Origin of the sequence: Pseudomonas sp. SWRI50 (assembly GCF_014269095.1) — a bacterium.
Classification (GTDB): Bacteria; Pseudomonadota; Gammaproteobacteria; order Pseudomonadales; family Pseudomonadaceae; genus Aquipseudomonas; species Aquipseudomonas kermanshahensis.
Map to the genome: position 1 here is coordinate 113,971 of NZ_JABWRW010000018.1, position 17,990 is coordinate 131,960.

Below are 17,990 nucleotides of genomic sequence, written 5' to 3' on the forward strand. Positions count from 1 at the left end.
CTCACCCCCGACGGCAAGCTGGGGAGTTTGTCGCTTGATGTATCAATGCTCGGCAAACACCACCGTCCGCGCCGCCACCACCAGGCAATCGGTCAGCTCGGGCGAGGAGAACTTGGTGAGGATGGCATTGGCCCCAGCGAGCCTGGCTTTTTCGCTGCTCATGGCACTGTCGAGCGAGGTGTGCAGCAACACATACAGGTGCTGGAAGTCCGGCGTCTCGCGCAGTGTACGGGTGAAGGCATAGCCGTCCATCTCAGACATCTCGATGTCGGAGACGATGATGTTGATCGCCTGCTCGGTGCCCTGCAAGTCCAGCAACACGTTGATCGCATCCTTGGCGCTGCGCGCGGTGTGGCATTCGATGCCGAGGTTGCGCAGGGTATGCACCGACTGCTGCAAGGCCACCTGGCTGTCGTCTACCACCAGGATGTTGGCGGCGGCCAGCAGGCTTGCGTCTTCTTCGCTCAGTGCCCCGTGCTGTGGCTCGGCGGCGGGCGGGGTGATGGCGTGAATGACCTTCTCGATGTCCAGCACCTGCACCAGTGCGTTGTCGACCCGGGTCACGCCGGTGATGAACGAGCGGTTGCCCGAGCCGAAGGGCGGCGGTTTGATGTCGGTGCTCAGGCAGTGGACGATGCGGCTCACGGCCTGCACATGCAGGCCTTGGCGCGAGCGGCTGATTTCGGTGACGATCAGGCAGCCACCTTCAGGGTCAGCCAGCGGGCGCTCACCGATAGCACGGGACAGGTCGATGACCGACAGCGAATTGCCGCGCAAGGTCGCCACGCCTTTCACGTGGGGGTGCGATTCGGGCAGCTTGGTCAGTGAAGGGCAGGGGATGATCTCGCTGACCTTGAGCAGGTTGATTGCCATCAGCTTGCCGCTGCGCAGGGTGAACAGCAGCAGGGACAGCGAATCCGCGCGGGCTTTTTGCGTGGCCATGGTGACCTTCGTGGGAATAGAGAATAGAAGGATATCGGCCCGCCGAGCCGGCTCTTTAGCCTGCCAGCCGAATCCGTGTAGGAGCAGCCTTGTGCTGCGAAGAGGCCGGTGACAGCAACGCATAACTGCTGGGTAGTCACCGGCCTCTTCGCAGCGCAAGGCTGCTGCTACAGGGCATCGGATAACCGGGTCATCAGCGTTCGCGCAGGGCTTCCCTGGCCCGGTTCAACGGCTTGATCAGGTAATCCAGAATGGTCTTTTCACCCGTGCGGATATCCACCGTGGCGATCATCCCGGGCACGATCGCAAAGTGTTTGCCGGCCTTGTTCTGCAGGCTGTCCTGCTCGGTGCGGATGAACACCCGGTAGTAGTAGATCTCCGGCTTCACCTCATCCTGCAGGGTATCCGGCGAGATACCGACCACCTTGCCCTCCAGCCCGCCATACACCGAGTAGTCATAGGCACTGATCTTCACCTTGGCGGCCTGGTCGGGGTGGATGAAGGCGATGTCTCGGGGCGCGATGCGGGTTTCGATCAGCAGGCGTTCATCCATCGGCACGATCTTCATCACTTGCCCACCGGGCTGGACCACACCCCCCAAGGTATTGACCTCGATGTCCTTGACGATACCGCGCACCGGCGAGCGCAGGGTCAGGCGGGTCAGCGAGTCGCTGCGCCCGCGGATCACCTCGGACAGGCTGTCGGCCTCGGCGCTGGCCTTGGCCAGCTCTTCGCGGGCCCGTACCAGGTAATCGGAGCGCGCTTCGTTGGCCTTGAGCTCAAGTTCCGAGCGCTGGCGGTTCAGGCGGATCACCTCGACGCGGCTTGAAGCGCCCATCTTCGCCAGGTTCTCGGTGATCTTCAGTTCGCTGCGCACCAGCTGCAGCGAATCGTCGATACCGGCCAGGGTCTGTTCCAGGCCGCGGCGGCGGGTCTGGTACAGCGCGGTTTCGGCGTCGACCAGGTCGGGGGAGTCGCGCAGGCTGTCGGGGAACACCAGCGGCTTGCCGGTGACCTCTGCACGCAAGCGCGCCTGGCTGGCCTTGGCCGCGCGGTACTTGGCTTCACTCTCGCCCACACTGGAGGCGGTCTTGGTCGGGTCGAGCTGGGCCAGCACCTGCCCGCGGTCGACCAGGTCACCTTCGGCCACGCTCATCTGGGCGACGATGCCACCCTCGAACGACTGGATCACCTGCTCGCGCGAACTGGGGATCACCTTGCCGGTGCCGGTGGAAACTTCTGTGACTTCGAACCAGGCCGCCCAGGCCAGGAACGCTGCGAGCATCAGCGCGCAGATGGTGATGATTCGGCCGGCGCGGAATACTGCCTGGTCATCCTGACCGTCCAGGTAGGACGCCGGGAGTTCATGGTTGCTCATGCCTGGGCTCCTTGCAGTTTGGCCAACGCGGCATCGCGGTTGTCGTCGATGACGATGCGGCCGCCATCCAGCACGATAATCCGGTCGACCCGCTGCAGCACGCTCAGGCGGTGGGTGGCGATTACCAGGGTGCGGCCCTGGCAGAAGCGGTCGAGGTTATCCAGCAACTTGCGTTCGGTCATGTCGTCGAGGGACGCGGTCGGCTCGTCCAGTAACAGCACCTGCGGCTGGCGCACCAACAGGCGCGACAGCACCAAGGCCTGGCGTTGGCCGCCGGACAAGCCGACACCGCCTTCCAGAATCAGGTGGTCCATACCTTTGGGTAGCCTGCGGACGAACTCCAAGGCGCCGGTGGCTGCCAGCGCCGCGACCAACTCCTGGTCACTGGCCTGGCCGGCACCCAGGGTCAGGTTTTCCCGCAGGGTGCCGTGGAACAGCCGTGAGTATTGCGGCAGCAAGCCGACATCGCGGCGCAGGTCGGCGGGGTCGAGATGGGCCAGGGCGATGCCGTCCAGGTTGATTTCGCCTTGGACCAGGTCCATGGCGCCGCCCAGGGCCTGCAGCAGGGTGGATTTGCCGGCACCGTTGCGGCCTAGCACGGCGATGCGTTCACCCGGCTGGATGTCCAGCTGGCCGATGGTGAGGACGGGAGGCGCCTCCGCGCTGTAGCGGAAGTTGGCCTGGCGCAGCTGGTACTCGCCGCGGATGGCCGGCAGGTGCACGCGGGCTTCGTTTTCAGGGTGATCGACCGGTGACTGCATCAACTTGTCCAAGCCCTGCAGGGCCACCTTGGCCTGTTGCCAGCGGGTCAGCACATGGGTCAGCTGTGCCAGCGGCGCCATCATGCGCGACGACAGCATCGACGCCGCCACCAGGCTACCGGTGGTGAGGTCGCCGGCGATCACCATCGGTGCGCCGATGACGATGACCACGGCGAACACCGCGCCCTGCACGTTCTGCGTCCAGGTCACCAAGCCATTGGTCAAGGTGCGCAGGCGCAGGTTGGTGTGGGCGCAGGCGGCGTTGTACTGGTTCCATTGCCGCTCGAAGCGGGCTTCGGCTTGCAGCGCCTTGATCTCGTCCAGGCCCTGGATGCTTTCCACCAGCATGGCGTTACGCAGCGCCGACTCACGCATAGAGGCATTGGCCAGGCGTGCCAGGCGCCGTTGCGCCAGCAGCCCGGGCAGCACCATGGCCAGCAGCGCTACCAGCGGGATGAACACCAGCACGCCGCCGATCAGCCAGAACACGAACAGGAACAGCAGGAAGAACGGCAGGTCGGCCAGGGCGGTGGCGGTGCTCGAGGTGATCAGGTCGCGGATCGACTCCAGCTCGCGCAACTGCGAGATGAACGAGCCGGTGGACTTGGGCCGTACCGAGTTGCGCAGGCGCAGCGCATGGCCATAGACCAGGTCAGAGACACGCAAGTCGGCGCGTTTGCCCAGCAGGTCGGTGACCTTCAGGCGCAGCAGGCGCATGCTGAAGTCGAACACCAGCGCCAGCACCACGCCACCAAACAGCACGTACAGCGTGGGCAGGGATTCGGCGGGGATCACCCGGTCGTAGACCTGCATGGAAAACAGCACCCCGGCCAGGGCCAACACGTTGGCCACCAGCGAGGCGACCATCACCTGCCCATAGGGCCGCAGGTCGCGCAGGACGATACGCGCGAACCAGTGGCGGTCGTAGGGGGCGGTGTAGTCGTCGGTGCGCACATCACGCAACGGCCGCGCCGGGCGCAGCAGGGCGACCCGGGTGATGCGCCCCTTGAGCGTGTCGCGGGGCAGGCGCGAAGTCAGGCCCTGGTCGCCTGCGAAGACCACCGCCAGGTCGTCTTCTTCGGTCACCGATTCGACCACTGCCAGCTGGCCATCGTCGAGTTCCAGCACCAGCGGCGTGCGCCACTGCCGCAGGCCTTTGGCATCGAAGCGCACGAAGCGCAGCGCCAGGCCGGCCTGGCGTGCCATGTGGCGGAGAATCTCATCCAGCGGGCGGGCATCTTCGACGGCCGCCAGGCGAATGCGCTGGGGCGATACGTCCAGGCGATAGTGGTGCGCGACCTGGAGCATGACCTCAAGCCAAGGCCCCAGGTCGGGGCGAGTGTTGGCCGTTTGCTCCGGGGCCTGGCTCGGCAGGGTCACATTGACGGTTTCGTTCATGGCTGGATCTCCACACCTTGCAGGTTACGCCCCTCTAGGCCAAAGGCCGTGCGCAGGGCGCCGGTGTTGTAAAGGCAGTCGACATCCAGGCGCAGCAAGTCGGAGCGGGTGCCGGCGAGTTCGAAACGAGACTGGTAGATTTCCTGCTCGGCGTTGAGCAGGTCGAGCAGGGGCCGGGTGCCCAGGTCCAGGTACTGCCGGCCATAAAGCATGCGCGCCTCCTGAATACTGACCTGGCGGGCTTCGAGCGAACTCAGCCGACGGCCCAGCCCCGAAGTCTGCGCCATGGCCTCGGCCAGGCCACGGCGTGCCTGCAGGCGTGCAGCATCTTCGGCCGAGTCGGCGGCTGTCAGCGAATGGCCCGCAGCGCGGGTGCGGGCGCTGATGGCACCGCCTTGGTAGATGGGCACCTCGACGTTCAGGTAGATGCCCGCCTGGGTGCGGTCCATGCGTGAGTTGTCGCGGTTGTAGTCGTTGTCCAGGTAGTGGTTGACCTGCGGCTGCAGCGACACGGTCGGGTAGGCCTCGGCCTTGGCCTGGGCCAGTTCGGCCTGGCCTTGGGCGCGCTGGGCCAAGGCCATCAACACGGCGGGCAGGCGGTCATCACCTTGCCCCGGGCGCTTGCAGGCCTGGTTCAGCTCGGGGGGCGATTCCTCGGCCAGCATGGGCGGTGTGACCCGGCCGAGCAGTGATGCCAAGGTCGAGCGCCAGCGTTCGTACTGTGACTGGTATTCCTCCAGGGTGGCGCGGGCGCTCTCTACCCGGGATTCGGCCTGGACCACGTCGGAGCGGGTGCTGGCGCCCATGTCGCTGCGCTGGCGGGCCATGCCGGCGATGTCGCCGACCCCGCGGATCTGGTCGCGGGCAATCGTGATCAGTTGCTCGTAGCGGCGGGTCTCGACCCAGGCATAGGCGGTGTCGCGGGCCAGTTCGTCGACCACCAGAAGGATATTGGCCTGGGCGCGGGCGGCGGCGGCCTGGGCAGCGCTGACGGCGCTGTCGACCTTGCCGAAGTCGTAGAGCATCTGTTTGAGCGACAGGTTGAGCGCCTGGCTGTTGCGGTCGCCGCCGTAGCCAGTGTCATAGCCCGTGCGGATACCGCCGGAAATCTGCGGGTAGTAACCGGCGCGGGCAACGTTGATGCCTTCGCCTTGCTTGTAGAGGTTGCCGATGGCCTCGGCGATGCTGGGGTGCCATTGCGCGGCTTGCAGCACCGCTTCGGTCAGCCCGAGGCGGTCGCCATTGCTGACGGGGGCCATGCCGATAGGTGGGCGGGCGGGCACCGCGTCGGGCGCATCACGTAGCAGTGAAGGCCCGATCTGGCGCAGTTGTGGGTCGATGTCGTCGGCTGCCTGGGCAGCCGTGTTGAAGTTCAGGGCCAGGAGCCCGAAGGCCCCCAGCAACAGCGGTGACAGCGGACTGCTTCGCTTCACATAGTTCCCTTACTGCTGTTCGTCCTTGCCGCCGGGCGATTGCCCGGCGGGATTGCAGCGGCCTCAGACGACATGGATACCGTTCTGCACCCACAGGTGATGGCTCGGATCCTCCTGGGCCGTATATTGGTTATAGTCGATGCCGTCGGCAGTTTGGTTCCCGACCAGCGCCCAGTTGTCCGTCATGTGAACCGAGTCCTTTTCATCCCCCTTGATGACCAGTGTGTCGTTACCGGTTTCGGTGATCGCGACCACGTCCGCCAGGTTCAGGGTCAACGCCACCGAGCTGGTGTCGTTGAGGTCGATCACTTCGATGTCGTGGACCCGCCCGACCAGGTTGCCCAGGTCGATGCTGGCATCGCCACCGCCCCACAGCAGGGTGTCGTTACCGCTGCCACCCTCGACGCTGGCGAAGTTCTGGTCGACCACCACCAGGGTGTCATCGCCCGCACCACCCAGCAGGGTGATGTGGCCGCCCTGGCTGCCATCGAGGTGGTCATTGCCATCGGTGCCGGCAATCACTTCGCTGGAGGCCACCGCCGCGAGACTGGCCAGTGCCACGCCTTCGTCACCGCTGTCGGCCAGCAGCGAGCTGGTGGCCGTGAAGTTGGCGGCGTTGTCCAGGCTGATGGTCAGGTTGGCGGTGTCGGTGGTGCCGTTGGGGTGGGTCAGCTCGTAGGTGAAGGTTTCATGCTGGCCAATCACCGCATTGGTCAGCCCGGCGTTGAGGGTGTAGGTGTAGCTGCCGTCTGCTTGCACCAGCAGGGTGCCGTAGCTGCCCGCCACACTGACCCCGTTGTAGCCCGGGATGGTGTAGGTGTTGGCCGCCGTCATTACGCTCAGCACGGTCAATGGCGAGCCAAGGTTGTCGTCGGCCAACAGGTTGCCGGTGACCGCCGTGGCGCCGCTGACCACGAACTCGGTCAGGTGCGTGGTGGTGGCGTTGACACTGGTGGTGATCGAACTGGCCAGGCCGATGCCGCCCGCGGTGACGCGCACGTGGTAGGTGCCGGCCCCCTGGTTCTGGAACGTGTAGCCCGCACCACCACCGAGCAGGCTGATCAGCGAGCCACCGCCGACCGACTGCACCAGCACATACTGGCCGGTTGCCGGGTTGAGTTTGAGCAGGTCGATGGTGGTGCCATTGAGCAGGCTCAGCAGGTTGGTCGAGTTGACCACCACTTGCAGGTTGGCCGTGGTGTCGGCGGCAACGCTGGTGGTGTAGGTGGCCTGGCGTGAGCCGATCAAAGGCAGGGTCAGTACGCCCAGCGAAGCGGTACTGGTGTCCACCCGGTTGGCCAGGGTGAGTTGGCTGGTGCCGGCGTCGTTGACCGCGTCGAGCACCGTGGCCGGTGCACTGTAGTTGGTGTCGCTCCAGATCTCCGTGGCTTGTGGGCTGTCGATGCGCACATACAGGTTGGCCGCATCGGAGGCGCCGTTGGCATGCAGCAGCTGGTAACTGAACACATCGACCTTGCCGACGCTCGATGGGCTGCCGTTAGGCGTGTAGGTGTAGCTGCCGTCACCGCGGATCACCAGGGTGCCGTACAGGCCTTGCACCGTGGTGGCGCTGCCCGCCGACACATAGCTGCCGTTCTTCATTACCTGCAGCACGGCGGCGCTGTCCGGGCCAAGGGCATCGACGCTACCGTCGGTGCCAACGTCGGTAATGACGTTGCCGGTTTTTGCCGTGCCGGTGCCGGTGAACTGCGTGAGGCTGGTGGTCTCGATGTCCAGCGTGGTGGTCACGTTGGTGATCAGGCCGATGCCGCCACTGCCGACCGTCAGGCGATAGTCACCGGCCTGCAACTCACCGATGTCGACACGAATGCCCTGGCCCAGCGGCAGCAGGATCAGGTCGAGCAGGCCCTGGCTGGTGCCCGTGGCCAAGGTCACCCAGTTGCCGGCAGCGTTCTTCACTTGCAGGGTGAAGGTGGCATTGTCGAGCAGCGACAGTGCGCTGCTGGTGTTCAGGGTCAGCGTTGGGTCCACGGTGGTGCCGGCACCGACCGTCCAGGTGTAGGTCTTGGTGAAGCCTGCCAGCAAGGTGGTGAAGCTGTCCTGATAGCTGCGCGAGCTGACCACCGGTGCCAGGTTGACCTCGGCGGTCACCAGGTTGTCGCTGGCGATTACCGGGGCGTTGGCATCGACGTCTGGTGCGGTGATGTTGACGTTACCGGACACGTTGCCGCGCCCGTCGCTGATGGTCACCGACAGCAACTGGCCGTTGTCTTGAGGCGGGCTCAGGGTCACGGTGAAGTTGCCGTCCGGTTGTACCACCGCCGTTTGCAGCACGGTGCCGTTGGCACTGCGCACGGTGACGGTGGCGCCCACTTCGCCGCTACCGGTGAGGGTGCTGCCGTCGGCGCTGATCGCCAGGTTGCCGGCGACTGCTGGCGGGGTCAGGTCCGGTGCGGTGAGCGCAGTGCCGGTCGAGACATTGCCTGCACCGTCGGTGAGGGTGACGCTCAAGGCCTGGTTGTCGATCTGCGCCGCGGTCAGGCTGACCACGAACAGGCCGTTGCTGCCCACCGTGGCCGTGCCGATGATAGTGCCTGCGCCGTTGCGCACCGTCACGGTGCTGCCGACCTGGCCAGAGCCGCTGACGGCCGTACCGTTGGCGTTGATGGTGGCCAGCGGCGCGGCTGGCGGTGTGGTGTCCGGCGCCGTCACGTTGACGCTGCTGGACAGGTTGCCGGTAGGGTCGGACTGGCGCACCACCAGCAGTTGCCCATCGTTTTGCGGTGTGGTCAGGGTGATGGTGAACGTGCCATCGGCTTGAACCACGGCCGAGCCCAGCGCGCCGTTCGGGCCTTGCACGGTCACGGTTGCACCCGCCTCGCCACGCCCTGTGAGCTCGGTGCCAGCGCCATTGATGACCAGGTTGGTCGGCGCGGCCGGTGGCTGCACGTCGATGGCGGTGACGCTGGTGCTGCCAGACACGTTGCCTGCCGCGTCAGCCTGGCTCACGCCCAATACCTGGCCGTTGAGCTGCGGGGTATTGAGGTTGATGCTGAACGCGCCACCGGCATTCACCAGCCCGGTGCCGAGCACGTTGTTGCTGGCGTCGCGCACGGTTACCGTGGCCCCGGCCTCACCGGTACCGCTCAGTACCAGGCCGTTGGCAGACAGGCCGGTTACCACCGGGTTGGCCGGTGGCGTGATGTCGGCGGCCTGCACGAAGGTCGGTTGCGATTCGCCGCCCACCAATGCCACAGCCGTCACGGTCAGGTGCTGGCCGTTGAGCTGCGCCGTGTTCAGTTGCAGGGTGAAGGTGCCATTGAGGGTGGCCCCGCCGGTGCCGATCAGGTTGCCGGCGGCATCGTAGACGCGGATACCGACACCACTCGGCGCATTCCCCTGCAAGGTCAGGCCATCGCTGCCCAGGGTCACGTTGGTTGGCGGCACGGGCGGTGCCACCAATGGCGTGACATAGGTCGCGACCGCCGAGGTGTTGAAGCCGTCAGATTGCGTCACCCCCAGCGTAGCCAGAATACCCGCAGGCGGTACCAGCGTGATCTGGAAGTTGCCGGCCGCATCCACTTGGCCGGTACCCAGCACAGTGCCGCCGCGGCTGACGGTGACGATCGCATTTGGCTCGCCTTTACCGGTCAGCACGTCGAAGGTGTTGTTGATGGCCATGTCCGTGACCACGTCAGGTGGCGAGGTGTCGTTGGTCTGGTAGCTGGCAGGCAGCGAGCTGTTGCCGGCATCGTCGGTGGACACCACAGTCAGCAGTTGGCCGTTGTTTTGGGCTGGGTTGATGGTGACGGTGAACTGGCCGTTTGCAGGGACTTCCACCTCGCCGACCACATTGTTGTTCGGCCCGCGAACGGTGACGGTGGTACCCGCTTCAGCAGTACCCGTCATCGAGGTGCCGGCCGGATTGAGCAACAGGTCGCTCGGCTGTACCGGTGGCGTCAGGTCTGGCGCGGTCACTTGCAGTGGCGCGGATGGGTTGCCGGTGGCGTCCTGGGCGATGAGGGTCAGCACTTCGCCGTTGATTTGCGCCGCGTTCAGGTCGAGCACGAAGGTGCCGTCCGGGTCGACCGAGACCTGGCCAAGCAGGTCGCCCTGGTTGTTGACCACGGTGACCCGTGAGCCGGGCTCGCCGGTGCCGATCAGCTGGGTGCCGCTGTCGTTGATCGTGGCGATCACCGAGGCGGGCGGTGTGATGTCTACTGCCGTGGTCGTGCTGATCGGCGAGATGTTGCCGCGGCCATCGGTCACGGTCACTTGCAGCACCTGCCCGTTGAGCTGCGCCGAGCTCAGGTTGACCTGGAACGTACCGTCCGCGTCTACCTGGACCGTGCCGATTTGCGTGATGCCGACATAGACCCTAACAGTCGCACCCGCTTCGCCGACGCCGCTGAGTAGATCGCCCGCGGCGTTGAGCCGCAGTTCGGTCGCTGCCTCCGGTGGCGTGAGGTCCGGCGCCAGGATATTGACCGGCGCGCTGATGTTGCCGGGTGGGTCGGCCTGTTGTACCGAGAGTGTTTCGAAGTTGATCTGTGGCGGTGTCAACTCAACACGGAAGCTGCCGTCGGCCAGTACGATGCCTGAGCCCAGCACCGCGCCTGCGGCGTTGCTCACGGTGACAGTTGCACCGGCTTCGCCTTGGCCGGTGACCACGCTGCCGTCGAGCGTGATGTCGACATCGGTGAGCGCGGCGGGTGGGGTGAAGTCTGGCGTCAGCAGGGTAGCCACTGGCGACACGTTGCCGGCAGTGTCGGTCTGGGTGAAGCTGAGCAGCTCGCTGTTACCCAGTGCTGGGCTTAGGATCACGGTGAAATGGCCGCTGGCATCGACAGTGGCCCTGCCAACCTCGCTGCCATCTGGCCCGGTGACGATCAGCAGCGCGCCGACTTCGCCGCGGCCGGTGAGGGTGATGCCATCGCTGGAAATGGCCAGCTCGGTTGGCGCGGTGGGTGGGGTGGTATCCGGCGCGGTGATGGGGCTGGCAGCCGACTGGTTGCCAGCGGCATCGGTCAGCACGACTTGCACTTGCTGGCCGTTGGCCTGGGGCGCGTTGAGGTCGACCTGGAAGCTGCCGTCACCACGCACCACCGTAGTGCCCAGTACGCTGCCATCAGCGGCCAGCACGCGCACAGTGCTGCCCGCTTCGCCGGTACCGTTGAGCAGGCTGCCGCCACCGGCAAAGGCCAGGTTCTCGGCGGCATCGGGCGCCACGCGGTCCGGCGCGATAAGGCTGATGCTGTTGGATTCGTTGCCGGCGGCATCGGACTGGCTGGCGCTGAGCTGTTCGCCATTGATCTGCGCGCTGCCCAGGTTGATGCTGAAGTTGCCATTAGCATCGACAACACCAGTGCCGAGGTCGACGCCACCTTCACCGATCACGGAGACGGTGGCACCCGGCTCGCCGCGGCCACTGAGGACCAGCCCATCGCTGGACAGCACGACGTTGGCCAGTGGCAGCGGTGCCGTGGTGTCCGGTGCCTGCAGGGTGGCTGGCAGCGACGTGCTGCCATCGGTGCCTACCGCACTCACATGCAGCACTTCGCCGTTGGCCTGGACGCTGCCGAGGTTGACCGTGAAGGTGCCGTCGTCGGCGACCGGGGCTGTGCCCAGCAATACGCCGTTGGGGCCGTAGACAGTGACCGTGCTGCCTGGCGTTGCCGTGCCGGTTACTACCAGGCCATCAGCGGCCAGTACCAGGTTGTCGGGCGTCTCTGGCGCCAGGATGCCCGGTGCGGTGACGGTCTGTGCAGGTGAAACGTTCTGCGCGGCATCGGCCTGCACCACGCTGAGGCTTTCGCCGGTGATGGCGGCAGGTGACAGGTTGACCGTGAAGCTGCCATCGGCGCCCACCGTGGCCGTGCCCAGTGCGGTACCGTCCGGTGCGCGAACGGTGACCGTGGCGTTGGCTTCGCCGGTACCGGTGAGGGTCGCGCCATTGGCGGAGACCGACAGGTTGGCGACTGCGGCAGGTGGCGTGGTATCGGCTGCGGTGTAAGGCGCGGCCGGCGACACGTTGCCTGCGGCATCGGTGGCGGTTACCTGCAAGGTCTGGCCATTGGTCTGGGCACTGTTCAGGGTGACCTGGAAGGTGCCGTTGCTGCCAGCCACCGCAGTGCCCAGCACGTTGCCAGAGGCATCGCGCACGGTCACGGTACTGCCGGCTTCCGCACTGCCGGTCAACTGTAGGCCAGTGGCGGCCAAGGCCAGCGCGGTTGGGGCAGGCGGTGGGGTGAAGTCCGGCGCGGTGACCGCCACGGCGGTGGAGGTGTTATTGCCTGCGTCGGTCTGGGTCACGCTCAAGTGCTGGGCGTTGAGTTGAGCGTTGTCCAGGGTAAGGGTGAAGCTGCCGTTGGCGCTTACCAGGCCGGTACCGATAATGGTGCCATCCGGGCCGCGCACGGTGACGGTGGCGCCGGCTTCGCCGAGGCCGGTCAGGGTCAGGCCGTTGTTGTTCAGCACCACATTGGTCAGCGGCGCTGGCGGGGTCAGGTCAGGGGTGGTGACATTGACCGCTGGCGAGGTATTGCCAGCCGCATCCACCTGCGTAACGCCGATGGCCTGGCCGGTGGCTTGCGGGGTGTCGAAGACCACCGTGAAGCGGCCATCGGCCCCAACCACGGCCGTGCCGAGCACGGTCCCGGCGGCATTGCGCACCTGGACGGTGGCGCCTGCCTCACCGCTGCCCGACAGCTGCTTGCCGTCCTGGCTCAGTACGGGGTTGCTGATGGCTGCAGGCGGCGTGCGGTCTGGCGTGGCCAGGCTGGCCGGGCCAGAAATGTTGCCGGCGGCGTCGCTGAGCGTGACCTGCAGCGGGCTGCCGCTGGTTTGCGCACTCGGCAGGGTGATCTGGAACTGGCCGAGTTGGTTGACGGTGCCGGTGGCCAGAATGTCGCCGCTGGCATCGCGCACGGTGACGGTGGCACCGGCTTCACCTTCGCCGCTGAGCACGGTGGCCGCGCTGTTGAGGCTGAGGTTGCTGGCCGCCAGCGGCGCCTGCAGGTCAGGGGCCTGCAAGGTGGCTGCGAGCGACACGTTACCGGCCGCATCGGCCTGGGTGACGATCAGGTTCTGGGCATTGGTCAGCGGTGGCGCGAAGCTGATGCTGAACAAACCATTGCTGCCGACGGTGGCAGTGCCAAGCACGTCGCCTTGGGCATTGACCACACGTACGGTCGCACCCACTTCGCCATGGCCGGTCAGCGTGCTGCCGGTGCGGTCGATGCCATCCACGATCGGGGCGGCTGGCGCGGTGGTGTCGTTGGCCACGAGGGTGGCGGGTACCGATGGGTCGCCATCGACCGTGGCGCGCGCGGTGACCACCAAGGTCTCGCCATTGAGCTGGGCATTCTGGAAGAACACCCGGAAGGTGCCATCGCTACCCACCGTTGCCGTGCCCAGGGTAATGCCGCCCGAGGTCACGGTGATCAGTGACCCGACGGTGCCTTGGCCGGTGAGCAGGAAGCCGTCGGCGCTGATGGCAAGGCCGCTTGGGGTAACGGCTTCGGTGCCATCCGGGCCCTCCAGCGAAACGGGGGTGGACTCGTTGCCGGCAGGGTCGATCACCACCACGTCGACGGTTTCGCCCTCCGCCAGTGGCGGCGTGACGGGTACCACGAAGGTGCCGTCCGGCCCGACGGTTTCGCTGCCGCGTTCACTGCCATCCGGGTTGCGGATGACGGCTGTACTGCCAGGTTCGGCGCCGCCGCCGACCACGCTGCCATCCGGGCTGACGGTGACCCCCGTGGCCGGGAGCGGGTCGGTGGTATCGGGTGCCGTGACGGTGATGGGCGCAGCGCTGTTGGCCCCGTCGCTGACTACCACGGTCACGGGTTCACCGTTGGTCTGCGGAGTCGGCAGCGTAACGCTGAAGCTGCCGTCAGGGTTCACCGGCTCGGTGGTCTCGTTGCCGGCTGCATCCCGCACCGTCACCGTCGTTGCGCCCGGCGCGTTGCCGGTCACGGTGGTGCCATCCGGGCTGACCTCCACCTCAGTGGGCAGTGCCGGCGGGGTGATGTCCGGTGCAATGATCTGGGTGGGCAGGGACTCGTTGCCCGCGGCGTCGGTCAAGGTGACCTCCAGCGCCTGGCCATCGAGTTGCGCAGGGGACAGCGGCACCGTGAAGTTACCGCCTGCTGGCACAACCACAGAGCCCAAGAGGCTGCCGTCAGGGGCGCGCACTTCGACGGTCGAACCTGCCTCACCGGTACCCTGGATGGCGTTGCCGCCCGGGGTAATGGTAAGCCCGGCCGGCGCGGTGGGTGCGGTGCTGTCGTCGGCCGTGAAGGTGGCCGATGGCGAGGCATTGCCGTCGTTATCGATCAATACCACCGACAGTACTTCGCCGTTGGTCTGGGCGGGTGTGAGGGTGACGGTGAAGGTGCCGTCGCCATTCACCGGGATGGTGCCCAGCAAGTCCCCGGCAGCGTTGCGTACTTCCACGGTGCTGCCGGGTTCGCCCTGGCCGCTGAGTTCCGTGCCTGTCGGGTCCAGGCCCAGGCCTTGCGCGGCTTCCGGTGCCTCAAGGTCAGGTGCGGTCACGAGGGCGGCAGGGGAGTCATTGCCGGCGCTGTCTGCCTGGGTGACCGACAGGGTCTGGCCATTGAGCTGTGGCGGGTCGATGGTCACGCGGAAGCTGCCATCGGCCTCGACCACGGCGGTGCCCACGACTGCGCCAGCCGTGCCGGTCACGGTTACCGTCGCACCGGGTTCACCGGTGCCGGTGAGGGTTCGGCCATCAGCGGACAACGTGGTGCCTGTCGGGGTATCCGGTGCCTCGCTGTCGGGTGCCGGCAGGGTAACGGCGGTGGACAGGTTGCCGGTTGGGTCGCGTTGATCCACGGTCAGTGCCTGGCCGTTGGTCTGCGGCGGGTCCAGGGTGATTTCGAACGCGCCGTTAGCACCGACCACAACTGTGCCCAGCACGGTGCCATCCGGCGCGCGTACGGTCACAGTTGCATCGGGTTCACCGGTGCCGGTGACGGTCAGGCCCGCGCCGTCGATGGCTACCTCGCCAACCGCTTGCGGTGGCGTGGTATCAGGCGCGGTGAAGTTGACCGGGCCTGCGCTGTTACCGAGGCTGTCGGTGGCGTCCACGGTCAGGCTTTCGCCATTGCGCTGAGGCTGGTTGAGGGTGACGTCGAAGCGGCCGTCGCCACCCACCGTGGTGGTGCCCAGAATGGTGCCATCTTCTGCACGCACGGTGATGGTCGAGCCGCTCTGGCCCTGCCCGGTGAGGTGGAGGCCGTTGGTGTCGATGGCCAGGCCCGAAGGCTGCAGCGGGCCGTCCAGGTCGGGCGCGTTGACGGTTGCGGTAGAGGTGTTGCCTGCGGCGTCGCGCAGGGTCACGTCCAGTTCCTGGCCGTCGGTTTGCGGCGGGGTCAGAACCACGCTGATGACGCCATTGGCACCGACCTGGGCGTTGCCCAGCACATCGCCCTGGGCGTTGGTGACCTGCACGGTGGTGCCGGGCTCGCCGCGACCGGTGAGGGTGCTGCCATCGGCGCTCAGTTGCAGGTCGCTGGCCTGGTTCGGCGGGGTGATATCAGGGGCAATGATCTGGGTTGGCAGCGAGTTGTTGCCATCGGCATCGATGGCGACTACATCCAGTGTTTCGCCGTTGGCCTGCGCTGGCGTGAGGCCGATGGTGAAGGCGCCGCCAGGGCCGGCCTGGACACTGCCCAGCACATTACCCTGTGCGTCGCGCACCTCGACCTGCGTGCCCGCAGGGGCACTGCCGCTGATGGACGAACCGTCGGCTGCCAGCACCAGCCCGCTCGGGCTTTCGGGCAGCGGTACATCAGCAACGATGACGGCGATGCCTACCGACTCATTACCCGCAGCATCGGTTTGCACCAGGACGATGGCCTGGCCTGCCGCCAGCGGCGTTTCGAGGTCAACCACGAAGGTGCCGTTCGGGGCGACGGTGCCGCTGCCGATGACCGTGCCATCGGCATCTTTCACCTCCACTTTGGCGCCGGCTTCGCCACGACCGGAGACCGCCAGGCTGCCGGCACCCGCGACGACGTCAGTGATGATCGCCGGTGCGGTGATGTCCGCTGCCACGTAACTCAGTGGCACCGAGGTGTTACCCGCGGCATCGACCACGGTGATGGCCAAGGTTTCGCCATTGGCCTGGATCGGGTCCAGGGTGAGGGTGAAGGTGCCGTCGGGCTCGGCGATGGCGCTGCCGATCAAGTTGCCTGACGCGTCGTGGACGTTCACTCGGGCGCCAGGTTCGGCGCTACCGGTCAGGCTGATGCCCTCGCTGAGGACAAGGTCGGTAGGTTGCAGCGGCGCGGCGAGGTCCGGCGTGAGCACCGAGCTCGGCTGCGAGGTATTGCCAGCGGCATCGGTCAAGGTCACCTGCAGGGACGAGCCGTCTGCAACCGAGGAGGGCAGCTGCACGGTGAAGTCGCCACCGGGTTGTACCGTTCCCGTGACCACCACCTGGCCCTGATCGTTGCGAACCTCCACGGTCGCACCAGGTTCGCCGCGGCCCGAGAGGGTCAGACCATCATTGCTGACCACCAGGTTGGTGGCCGGCTCTGGTGGCGTGGTGTCGCCATTGTCGATATCCGGTGCGGTAACGTTGCCGGCTGTCGAGGTATTGCCTGCGGTATCGGTGGCCGTGACTTGCAGCTGTTCGCCATCGACCTGTGCCGGGGTAAGGGTGATGCTGAAGGCACCGCTCGGGCCGACCAGAACGCTGCCCAGCTCGGTGCCATCGGCCGCCAGGACCCGCACCGTGCTGCCCACTTCGGCACGCCCGGTGACCACGCTGCCATCGGTGCTGATGGCCAGTTCGGTAGGTGTGACAGGCGCAGTGATGTCCGGTGCGTTGACTTGTACCGGCAGGGACGATGCGCCGGTGCTGTCGATTGCCACTACATCCAGCAGTTCGCCGTTGGCTTGTGCTGGCGTGAGCACGACGGTGAAGGTGCCTTCGGCGCCGACCACCACGCTGCCGACCACGTTGCCGTCAGCATCGTGGACCTCCACGCGGCTGCCGACCGGGGCGGACCCGCTGATGCTGGTGCCGTCTTCGGCGACCACCAGCTCGCTCGGGCTGGCCGGCGCGGTGGTCACAGGGACATCGAATTGCAGGGCTTCGGAGGCGTTGCCGCTCGCGTCGGTCTGCACCAGGCTCAGGCGCTCGCCTGGCAGTGCCGCCGGGTCGAGGTCGATCAGGAAGGTGCCGTTGGCTAATACCGTGCCGGTGCCGATGACCGAGCCAAGGGCGTCACGCACTTCGACGTTGGCCCCCGCTTCGCCACGGCCGCTCAGGGCCAGGCCACCCGTGCCGACCACGATGTCGCTGACGGCAGCCGGCGCGGTGATGTCCGGTGCATCGAATGGCAGCGGGGTCGAGGTGTTGCCGGCGGCATCTACCAGGCGGATGTCCAGCACTTCGCCATTGGCCTGGGCAGGCGTAAGGGTGAGGCTGAAGCTGCCGTTTTCGTTGACCAGGCCGGTACCGATGATGTCGCCCGCAGCGTCGCGCACCTGCACGGTGGCGCCCGGTTCGCCGCTACCCGTGAGGGTGACGCCGTTGGCCAGTTCCAGGCCGGTAGGCTGCTCTGGCGCTTGCAGGTCTGGCGAGGTTACCGAGCCAGGCTCAGAGGCGTTGCCTGCCGCGTCGGTCAGCACCACTTGCAGGGTGCTGCCGTCTTTCACGGCTGGGTCCAGGGTGATCTGGAAGGTGCCATCCGGGTTGACCGAGCCGCTGGCGACAAGGTTGCCCTCGGCATCACGGACTTGCACGGTTGCCCCAGCTTCGCCGCGACCGTTGAGCTGGCTGCCGGCGAGGGCAATGACCAGGTTGGTGGGTGCGTCTGGTGGCGTGGTGTCGCCGCCGTCGATATCCGGCGCGGTGACCGTGCCGGCGGTTGAGGCGTTGCCTGCAGCGTCGGTCGCAGTAACTTGCAGCACCTCGCCATCGACTTGAGGCGGATCGAGGGTGATGTTGAAGGTGCCAGTCGGGCCGACCAGGGCGCTGCCCAGTTCGGTGCCGTCAGCTGCCAGCACCCGCACGGTGCTGCCCGGTTCGGCACGGCCGGTGACGACGCTGCCGTCGGCGTTGATCGCCAGTTCACTCGGCGC

5 protein-coding genes are annotated in these 17,990 nt (G+C 66.6%); all 5 read right to left on the reverse strand.

Annotated elements, in window-relative coordinates:
- Window positions 1-42: 42 nt before the first annotated feature.
- On the reverse strand, window positions 43-942 hold the full coding sequence (locus HU750_RS19005; protein WP_027595496.1) for a chemotaxis protein: 900 nt from the start codon (window positions 940-942) through the stop codon (window positions 43-45).
- Window positions 943-1,135: 193 nt separating this feature from the next.
- The gene (locus HU750_RS19010; RefSeq protein ID WP_027595497.1) at window positions 1,136-2,320 is read right to left on the reverse strand and encodes an HlyD family type I secretion periplasmic adaptor subunit; all 1,185 of its coding nucleotides are present in this window, start codon (window positions 2,318-2,320) and stop codon (window positions 1,136-1,138) included.
- Window positions 2,317-4,479 (reverse strand): type I secretion system permease/ATPase, encoded by a 2,163-nt coding sequence (locus HU750_RS19015; RefSeq protein ID WP_186681790.1) that lies wholly within the window; start codon window positions 4,477-4,479, stop codon window positions 2,317-2,319. The genes HU750_RS19010 and HU750_RS19015 overlap by 4 nt, the downstream gene beginning before the upstream one ends.
- A complete protein-coding gene (locus HU750_RS19020; RefSeq protein WP_027595499.1) occupies window positions 4,476-5,912 on the reverse strand; it encodes a TolC family outer membrane protein in 1,437 nt (478 codons plus the stop codon). The genes HU750_RS19015 and HU750_RS19020 overlap by 4 nt, the downstream gene beginning before the upstream one ends.
- A gap of 63 nt (window positions 5,913-5,975) precedes the next feature.
- A partial coding sequence (locus tag HU750_RS19025; protein ID WP_186681792.1) for a BapA/Bap/LapF family large adhesin occupies window positions 5,976-17,990 on the reverse strand: 12,015 nt, incomplete at its 5' end.

What these genes read in the sequence shown, in the direction of transcription:
- HU750_RS19010 (WP_027595497.1), bottom strand. Translation starts at nt 2,320, where the DNA reads ATGAGCAACCATGAACTCCCGGCGTCCTACCTGGACGGTCAGGATGAC.
- HU750_RS19015 (WP_186681790.1), bottom strand. Translation starts at nt 4,479, where the DNA reads ATGAACGAAACCGTCAATGTGACCCTGCCGAGCCAGGCCCCGGAGCAA.
- HU750_RS19005 (WP_027595496.1), bottom strand. Translation starts at nt 942, where the DNA reads ATGGCCACGCAAAAAGCCCGCGCGGATTCGCTGTCCCTGCTGCTGTTC.